Genomic DNA, 1134 nt, shown 5'->3' with positions numbered 1-1134 from the left:
CTCCCGCAGGTGGACCAGCACCTCGGGGATGTCGATGGCGACCGGGCACACCTCGTAGCAGGCGCCGCACAGCGAGGACGCGTACGGCAGGGACGCGTCGATCTCGCTGCCCGTGCCCCGCAGTTGCGGACTGAGGATCGCGCCGATCGGCCCCGGGTACACCGAGCCGTAGGCGTGGCCGCCGGCCCGCTCGTAGACCGGGCAGACGTTCAGGCACGCCGAGCAGCGGATGCAGCGCAGTGCCTGACGGCCGACCTCGTCGGCGAGGGTGTCGGTGCGGCCGTTGTCCAGCAGGACCAGGTGGAAGGTGCGAGGGCCGTCCCCGTCGGTGGTGCCGGTCCACATGGACGTGTACGGGTTCATCCGCTCGGCCGTCGAGGAGCGGGGCAGGGTCTGCAGGAAGACCTCCAGATCGCGCCAGGTGGGCACGATCTTCTCGATGCCGACGACCGAGATCAGGGTCTCGGGCAGGGTCAGGCACATCCGGCCGTTGCCCTCGGATTCCACGACCACGAGGGTGCCGGTCTCGGCGACCATGAAGTTGGCGCCGGAGATGCCGACCCTGGCGCGCAGGAACTTCTCCCGCAGGTGCAGCCGGGCCGCCTCGGCGAGTTCGGCGGGCGTGTCGGTGAGACCCTCGGGCGCCGGCCGGCCCCACTCGCCCATCTCGGAGCGGAAGATGTCCCGGATCTCGCCGCGGTTGCGGTGGATCGCCGGCACCAGGATGTGCGAGGGCCGGTCCCCGCCCAACTGCACGATCAGCTCGGCGAGATCGGTCTCGTAGGCGCGGATGCCCTCCGCCTCCAGCGCCTCGTTGAGACCGGTCTCCTGCGTCGCCATCGACTTGACCTTGACGACCTCCGACTCCCCGGTCGCCTTCACCAGATCCGCGACGATCCGGTTGGCCTCCTCGGCGTCGGCGGCCCAGTGCACGGTCCCCCCGGCCGCCGTGACCGCCTCCTCCACCCGCACCAGATACCGGTCCAGATACCGCAGCGTGTGATCCTTGATCCGCTTCCCGGCCTCACGCAGCCGCGCCCAGTCGTCCAGCTCCGCGACCGCCCGCGCCCGCTTGTCCCGGATGGTGTGCGTCGCGTGCCGCAGATTCCCGCGCAACGTCGGATCGTGTACGGC

At 70.9% G+C, this 1134-nt stretch carries 1 protein-coding gene; it reads right to left on the bottom strand.

What is annotated here, in order from left to right; genetic code table 11:
- The coding region (locus EBH09_RS00060) for a lactate utilization protein B (protein ID WP_153182565.1) at window positions 1-1134 on the bottom strand (1134 nt) is incomplete at both ends.

The organism is Streptomyces sp. E2N166 (assembly GCF_003671715.1).
Lineage (GTDB): Bacteria > Actinomycetota > Actinomycetes > Streptomycetales > Streptomycetaceae > Streptomyces > Streptomyces thinghirensis.
Note: the sequence above shows the minus strand (reverse complement) of the source record. Positions and strands in the feature narration are given on the sequence as shown.